Annotated in this window: 1 protein-coding gene; it reads left to right on the forward strand. The window is 62.3% G+C overall.

All coding sequences use genetic code 11. From position 1 onward, the window contains the following. Positions 1-67 precede the first annotated feature (67 nt). Positions 68-892 (forward strand): IS5 family transposase, encoded by an 825-nt coding sequence (locus NKK47_RS35040; RefSeq protein ID WP_352579934.1) that lies wholly within the window; start codon positions 68-70, stop codon positions 890-892. The last annotated feature ends 17 nt before the right edge of the window (positions 893-909 follow it).

The following is a 909-nucleotide window of genomic DNA, read 5'->3' on the forward strand; positions in this document are numbered from 1 at the left end:
AGAGACCGTTTTGAAAATCGGCTGGCTATGGGTTCCGTCTGAGGCTTGGTTGTGATTCAAGCTTTAGATGTGGACAGAGCAGAGCCGTGGCCGGATGGCCCAGATCGCCAAGAAGACCAAGCGCTACCCGTCTGATTTGACGGACGAGGAGTGGGAGCAGTTCGCGCCGCTGATGCCCAAGCCTGGGCGTCGCGGCCGTCCGCGCGAGGTTGATTTCCGGGAGGTGGTCAACGCCGTGCGCTACCTGGTCCGCTCCGGTTGCGGTTGGCGGATGCTGCCGATCCATTTCGGGCCCTGGCAGACGGTCTACGGCTGGTTCCGCGAGTTGGCGCGGCGTTTTCTGTTCCAGACCATCCACGACGTGGCGCTGATGCTGGATCGCGAGCGAGCCGGGCGCGAGGCCAGTCCCACGGCTGGCGTGATCGACAGCCAGTCGGTCAAAGCTCCGCAAGCTGAAACAAGGGGTTACGACGCCGGCAAGAAGATTGTCGGCCGCAAGCGACACATTGCCGTCGATACGGATGGGCGGCTCTTGATGGTCAACCTCACCACCGCCGATATCTCCGACAGTGCCGGTGCTCAGGCGATCCTGGACGGCATCCGCAAGCGTTGGCCCTGGGTGAAGCATCTGTTCGCCGACGGCGCCTATGACAGGCTGAAGCTCATGGACAAAGCCGCCTATCTCGACTTCGTGGTCGAGATCATCCGTCGATCCGACGACCAGAAGGGCTTCCAGATCCTGCCCCGCCGCTGGGTCGTCGAGCGGACCTTCGGCTGGATGACAAGGTGGCGCCGCCTCGTGCGCGACTACGAGCAGCGCATCGACGTCTCGCAAGCCATGATCCTTGTCGCAATGGGCGGCAATCTCATCCGCCGAAACGCTCACCCGTGAATTTCAAAACGGACTCT

It is taken from the genome of Mesorhizobium sp. M0019 (genome assembly GCF_040323975.1).
Lineage (GTDB): Bacteria > Pseudomonadota > Alphaproteobacteria > Rhizobiales > Rhizobiaceae > Mesorhizobium.

Coding starts and splice junctions, on each gene's coding strand:
- NKK47_RS35040 (WP_352579934.1), top strand. CDS start 68: ATGTGGACAGAGCAGAGCCGTGGCCGGATGGCCCAGATCGCCAAGAAG.